This window comes from uncultured Lactobacillus sp., from assembly GCF_947367125.1.
Lineage (GTDB): Bacteria > Bacillota > Bacilli > Lactobacillales > Lactobacillaceae > Lactobacillus.
Genome location: NZ_CANBCQ010000060.1, coordinates 1 through 6,166, shown reverse-complemented (window position 1 = coordinate 6,166; position 6,166 = coordinate 1). Strand labels below are relative to the sequence as shown.

6 protein-coding genes are annotated in these 6,166 nt (G+C 35.0%); 1 reads left to right on the top strand and 5 read right to left on the bottom strand.

Going from position 1 to position 6,166, the window contains the following annotated elements; all coding sequences use genetic code 11:
* Positions 1-89: 89 nt before the first annotated feature.
* Positions 90-1,397: an NCS2 family permease gene (locus Q0Y84_RS11860; RefSeq protein WP_297954012.1), complete on the bottom strand. Its 1,308-nt coding sequence runs from the start codon at positions 1,395-1,397 to the stop codon at positions 90-92.
* Positions 1,398-1,628: 231 nt separating this feature from the next.
* On the opposite strand from Q0Y84_RS11860, the gene Q0Y84_RS11855 reads away from it, so the two are divergent.
* The gene (locus Q0Y84_RS11855) at positions 1,629-2,429 is read left to right on the top strand and encodes a Cof-type HAD-IIB family hydrolase (RefSeq protein ID WP_297954009.1); all 801 of its coding nucleotides are present in this window, start codon (positions 1,629-1,631) and stop codon (positions 2,427-2,429) included.
* A 47-nt stretch (positions 2,430-2,476) separates the two neighbouring features.
* On the opposite strand, the gene Q0Y84_RS11850 is transcribed toward Q0Y84_RS11855, so the two are convergent.
* The 4 genes from Q0Y84_RS11850 to Q0Y84_RS11835 form a co-directional block, all read right to left on the bottom strand.
* Positions 2,477-2,935 (bottom strand): hypothetical protein, encoded by a 459-nt coding sequence (locus Q0Y84_RS11850; RefSeq protein ID WP_297954007.1) that lies wholly within the window; start codon positions 2,933-2,935, stop codon positions 2,477-2,479.
* Positions 2,936-3,049: 114 nt separating this feature from the next.
* Positions 3,050-3,736 carry a deoxynucleoside kinase gene (locus Q0Y84_RS11845; protein WP_297954005.1) on the bottom strand — a complete coding sequence of 229 codons (687 nt, stop codon included), beginning with the start codon at positions 3,734-3,736 and terminating at the stop codon, positions 3,050-3,052.
* Positions 3,737-3,760: 24 nt separating this feature from the next.
* The gene (locus Q0Y84_RS11840) at positions 3,761-4,408 is read right to left on the bottom strand and encodes a deoxynucleoside kinase (protein ID WP_144855701.1); all 648 of its coding nucleotides are present in this window, start codon (positions 4,406-4,408) and stop codon (positions 3,761-3,763) included.
* A gap of 163 nt (positions 4,409-4,571) precedes the next feature.
* Entirely contained in the window at positions 4,572-5,480 is a 909-nt protein-coding gene (locus tag Q0Y84_RS11835; protein WP_297953999.1) for a CPBP family glutamic-type intramembrane protease, read from the bottom strand.
* Positions 5,481-6,166 lie beyond the last annotated feature (686 nt).

The window sequence follows — 6,166 nt, the reverse complement described above, 5'->3', positions numbered from 1 at the left end:
AAAAGAACGATGAAATCCAGATGGAAATCATCGTTCTTTTTTATGGTCCAGGAGTTAGTTTTTTCCCAGACACTTTTAATTAGTATTTTTTAAAAATTCAATACCCATAAGAAGATCAAGAACACTACAAACAGTACCCACATCATCGGTGTGACTTCCTTACCACGCTTTGCAGCAAGCATACAGATTGGGTAAGTGATCATTCCCCATGATAAACCGTCAGAAATTGAGTAAGTAAGTGGCATCCCTAAAATGATCAAGAACGCAGGAACGGCAATTTCTAACTTGTTCCAGTGAATATGCGCGGTGTTTTGAGCCATCAAGACGCCAACAATGATCAAGGCTGGTGCAGTAACTTGAGTAGTAAAGACACCTAAAAGTGGGCTGAAGATCATTGAGATCAAGAAGAAGATTGCCACAAAAACAGCGGTTAAACCAGTACGGCCACCTACGGCAATTCCGGCACTTGATTCAACGAATGCCCCAACAGGTGAGGTACCAAGGATAGAACCAACAGCCATGGCACTTGAGTCAGCGGCCAAAGCTTTACCAACACGAGGCATCTTATTGTTCTTCATAAAGCCAGCTTGTTGAGCTAAACCAATCAAAGTACCAGCAGTATCGAAGAAGGTTACTAATAAGAAAGTAAGAACGACGATCCACATCTGAACAGTATTGATATCTTTAATATGGAAAATAGCTTGACCAAAGGTTGGTGCCAAACTTGGTGCAGTAGAAATCACCTTGTGTGGCAGAGCAATTTGACCAGTACAAATGCCGAAGACAGCAGCCAAGACCATGCCGATAAAAATAGCACCTGGTACGTTCAAAATCATTAAAATGACGGTTACTAACAAACCAAAGATAGTGATCCAAACCAGTGGATCGTGCAAGGAACCTAAGCCAACTAAGGTTGATTTATTAGCAACAATCAATTTACCGTTTTGCAGACCCAAGAAGGCAATAAATAAGCCGATCCCAGAAGAAATGGCAAATTTTAAGTCAGCTGGAATGGAATCAATAATCTTTTCTCTTAACTTAAATAAAGTAATTAAAATAAAGATGATTGAAGCAACGAAAACGCTGGCTAAAGCTGTCTGCCATGAAACGTGCATCCCAATACATACAGTGTAAGCAAAGAAGGCGTTAATTCCCAAAGCTGGTGCTTCACCAATTGGGTAATTAGCAACAATTCCCATAATTGCTGTACCAAGGGCAGCAGCCAAAGCTGTTGCGGTAAAGACAGCACCGGTATTCATACCGCTAGCACCCAAAACGCTTGGGTTAACGAATAAAATATAAGACATGCTGATAAAAGTAGTTAAACCAGCAATGAATTCAGTTCGAATATTGGTTTTATACTTATCTAATTGAAAGTAGTTCTTGATAAAATTCATTATTCTCTCTCCAAAAAATTGTTCGTGTTTTAACTCCGTAAACACAACTTCTATACTTTATCATTGATGAATAAATTTGTAAATACGAATCATTTTAATAAACATGAATAACTTTGTCGCAATTTATGTATAAAAACTATAATAATTATTTCGATTGAATCAGCTTTCATTGGCGTAAATAAAGCATTATGCTAATGTATAAATGATTAAAAAAGAAATAAAGGTGAGAACATGTCCGCAAAACTTATTTTTTCAGATCTTGATGGCACATTGATTAATGATGATTTAGAGGTAACGCTCAAAACGCGGGATGCAATCCGCAGGCAAATTATTAATGGCAATATTTTTATTCCGACCTCGGCTCGTTTGCCTAAAGGCATGATGACCGTTGTTAATCAGATTTTGAAGGTCTGTCCATTTATTGCATATAACGGTGCGTTAGCGTTTGATGAAACAGGTAAAGTGCTGATTAGTCGCTTTTTTAAGGCAAAAGAAGCAGCAGAAATTTGCCGTTACGTCGATGAGCAAGACAATGATGTGGCCTGGAATATTTATAGCGGTTATGTTTGGTATTGCAGTGAACAAAAGAGCCCAAGGATTGAGCATGAAGAAAATATTGTCCAAGTGCAGGCAATACCAGCAACGATTAAGCAAATTGCCAAATTGCAGGGTGTACATAAAGGCTTGATTATGGGAAAAGCAGCGGATCTTGACCAGATGCAAGCAGAATTAGCTGCTAAATATCCTGATTTAACTTTTGTTAGATCAGCAGAGAATTTATTAGAAATTGTTTTAAAGGGTGTAAGCAAGGCTAGTGCAGTCAAAATAGTTGCTCAAGAATATGGCGTAGACTTGCAAAATTGCATTGCTTTTGGCGATAACTATAACGATGAAGATATGTTGGAAGAAGTGGGGTATCCATTTTTAATGGGTAATGCCCCAGCAGAACTAAAACAAAAATTTGCTCCGGCACAAATTACTGCTGATAACAATCATGATGGGGTTGCGAAAGCATTAGCAAAAATTGAATAAATAAAAATCGCATAGAAGCTCTATGCGATTTATTATTTCCTGGGAAATTATTGTTTGGCTTTTTCGATGATATAGCTACCGAAGCTAAAGATTATGATAACTAACCCAGCAATGATCCAGCCCAAAGTTGAAAATTTAGATCCAATTAAAAGTAATAGGGCAACCAGGAGAATATAAATAGTAGCAAGTCCAATTGTCAGTTGTTTATATTTAGTCCCTAATTTTTTCAATAGTGAAGAGCGATATCTGGTTAATAATTGCCGTCCAATAAGATAGATGACAACAAGAGTGTAGATTGCTGGAATAACAAAATCAAATTGTTTTTGAAAATATAGAATCCATTCGATGATTAAGAGGATAATTAATATTGTATATGCAAAGTTATCGGTTATTCTTTTTAGTTTAGTTAGCTTTTTCTTTTGAGCGATGATTGCGACAATGCCCAAAATTAAGCAAACTATGATAAGTGGGAAAAACCATTGTCCACCGGTTACGGTTGATAACACAAAAACTCCTCCTTTAAACACAACCTTTTTCAAATTATACAAGAATAAAGCGAAGAATTCACTGTAAACAAAAAACATTCAAAATGCATTCGTACGCAAATTGAATGTTTTTATTTATGCTTCGATTTGAATATCGGTTGGCTTTTCCCAATCTGCAGGCAACTTGCCCATTTCTTTTAATTTGTCAGTGATTTGATCCAAGACTATTTGCTTATCAGCTGGATTAGCCATGAAGTCTAATTTATCACCGTCAATTTCCATTTTAGGTGAGTAATCGTAGTTCTCATACCAAGGCTTGTAATAACGAAGCAGACGCTTGTAATAGTCCTCTAAAGTTGAATCATAACTTAACTGTTCATAGGGACGACCACGTTTTTGAATTCGTTTGATCATCGTGTCATATGAAACATTAATATGAACAAGCAAATCAGGATTCTTCTTTGGCATCCGTTCTAACTCGCCCATCATATTGTGCAATAACTCATAGTAAGTATCGACTTCTTCAGAAGTAGCACGGCCGATATCAGCGTTCATTTGGAAAAAGAGGGCATCTTCGTAGATAGAACGATCTAAGACGTTGTTATCTTCAGTAAGCGCGTCTTTAATGCTGTGAAAGCGTGTGTTCAAGAAATATACTTGTAATAAGAATGCGTATTTTTTAGGATCGGCGTAGAAAAGTGGCAAGACAGGGTTGTCGTCAACACTTTCATAAAAGGGCTTAGTTCCTAAATAATTAGATAAAATACCTGTTAAACTGGATTTACCGGCTCCAATTGGCCCGCTTAAAACAATAACTGTCATCACGTTCCTTCTTTTTATTCAGTCTTATAAGTTGCCGATTTCGTGCAACTTGTCATCAATTTCTTTTAATACTTCTTTTTGAGCATCCATGCTAGAAACAAAATCTAGCTTATCCCCATTAATTGCCATCTTAGGTGAAGCATCGTATTGTTCGTACCATGGCTCATAGTACTTTAAAAGTCTTGCGTAGTAGTCCTTTAAGCCAGGATCAGTACTAATTTGTTCAAAAGATCTGCCGCGCTTCTTAATCCGATTGAGCATTGTATCAAGTGATACATGGATATAGATTAAAAGATCAGGCTTTTTGCTAGGATTGCCTGGCGTATCTTCCATCATATTATCGAGTAAGTCGTCATAGATCTTGAACTCAGTTGGATCAGCGACCTTGCTATCGGCATTCATCTTGAAGAACAAAGCATCTTCATAGATAGAACGGTCAGAAACGCTATTTTTTTCCTGAATTGCTTGATTAATTTGGGCTAAACGATGGTTAAGAAGATAAGTATTGAGCAGGAAGGTATAACGCTTCATATCCTTGTAGTACAGGGGTAAAACAGGATTGTTGTCAACACCTTCATAAAAGGCTTGTGTTCCTAGATGTTCTGCTAAAATACTGGTTAAACTGGATTTACCGGCTCCAATTGGCCCACTTAAAACAATAACTTGAATCACATTCTTTCTTAAATACCATATATTGGACAATTAATAAGTTTAATACGAGATATTGTGGCACACAAGCGATTTTTTAATTATGTTTCACACTCAAAAGTCAAGGGTAGAAATGAAAAAATTGAATAGGAATGAAAAATCAGCTAGGCGGTGTTGCCTAGCTGTTTTAAGATTGAGATATAGTAGCTATAATATCTGCATTAATTAGCATCATTTTTCTGTGTTTAGTACAGAGAAGAAATAGGGAGATTATTATTGGCAATAGAGCCAAAATAAAAGCTCTTAAATAACCACTGGGATCAAGTGTTATAATTAGCGCACTATCTGTCATACCAAGTGGGGTTACTGAAAAGAAGATAAAATCAATAAATGCATGTAATAAAATTGATAGCCAAAGCTTGCCACTGTATAAAAATATAGTGGCAAGTAGCCATCCAATACCAAATGTAGATATTACATGGGCAGTTGCGATAGATAAGGTCCCTTTTTGGCCAAAATAATTAAAGTAATGAATAAGAGCGAAAATTAAAGAACTAATAAGAATTGATAAAAGTAATCGTTTATTAGCTCCTTTAAAAGTTATCAGGCAAATTAAGATGAAAATGTATCTTGCGGATTCTTCTAAAATGCCAGCTTCGGCGGCTGTAAAATAAACTTGAGTAATTGAAGAAAAAGTAGCTGACATAGCTGGATTTATAAGTGAGAATTGCCAATGCCACAATAATTCGGGCATATTTTGTGCTAAACTGAGAAAAACTTCAAAGAATGCAAACCAGATACTGAGTAAAAGTACAAAAATTAGCGGAATAAACTGCTTTTTGCATAATTTGAGATTGAAACAAAATTTAAATCCCCAACATTTAACAACAATAAAAGTAAAAATGAGAAATAGTAACGAAAAAGGAAGATGGCTTTTTCCGAAAGCATTGACAATAGGATCTTGAGTTAGTGTAGGGTATTTAGTGTATAGTAAATTGATAATTAACCAAATAACAGACATTAAGCGCAAAAAATTGTTTTTAACAGTACCAAAATTAGTAATTGTAATAGGAACTAATAGTAATAAAAGTCCCATGAGACAAATAACGGCTAAAATCAGGTTATTTGGAAAACCAACAAGTTGAGCAATATTCTTAAAAAATTGAAAATAAATAGTGATAAAAATAAATGGTAAGCTGCTTATGTTGATAAAGTTAAATATATTTTTTAAGTAGATATCTTTAGCTGAAAGAAAGCAAAAAATAAAGGCAGCAATTAAAAGTATTAAAAATATGGAGAAAATGCCACGGTTTCTTTTAAAAAATAGCTAATTAAATATTAGTAATACTATATTTAAAATTATTTGTAGTTTTAAAATATAAAAAAATTTTTTGGTGAATAAAGTCATAGTTGTATATTTTATGTTGTATTTGTGTCTACATCATAGTATTAATGACATCACCATGGTTGGGGTAATGAGTCAGATGGTACATCAAAGCCACTTGCGTGAGGGCCTACTCCTCCAATTGATGCATAAGGTCCCATAATCTTTGAATCCCGTACGGCAGCTGGAAGATTTTCAGTAGTATTAGGTATAAAAGAATTTGACTGATCAGCTAATACCGTTTTAGAAGCAAAAAAAGATGTGGAAATCGAAAATGTGATTAATGATAAAAATAGAATTGATAAATTTCTCATATTTATCTGAGACTGTAAAATAGTTTGTGTAAGGATGAATGATTCCTTAAATTTATTTCTTTAAACATTAGAAAAAGGAGTTCC

Coding starts and splice junctions, on each gene's coding strand:
- Q0Y84_RS11860 (WP_297954012.1), bottom strand. CDS start 1,397: ATGAATTTTATCAAGAACTACTTTCAATTAGATAAGTATAAAACCAAT.
- Q0Y84_RS11855 (WP_297954009.1), top strand. CDS start 1,629: ATGTCCGCAAAACTTATTTTTTCAGATCTTGATGGCACATTGATTAAT.
- Q0Y84_RS11845 (WP_297954005.1), bottom strand. CDS start 3,736: ATGACAGTTATTGTTTTAAGCGGGCCAATTGGAGCCGGTAAATCCAGT.
- Q0Y84_RS11835 (WP_297953999.1), bottom strand. CDS start 5,480: ATGGGACTTTTATTACTATTAGTTCCTATTACAATTACTAATTTTGGT.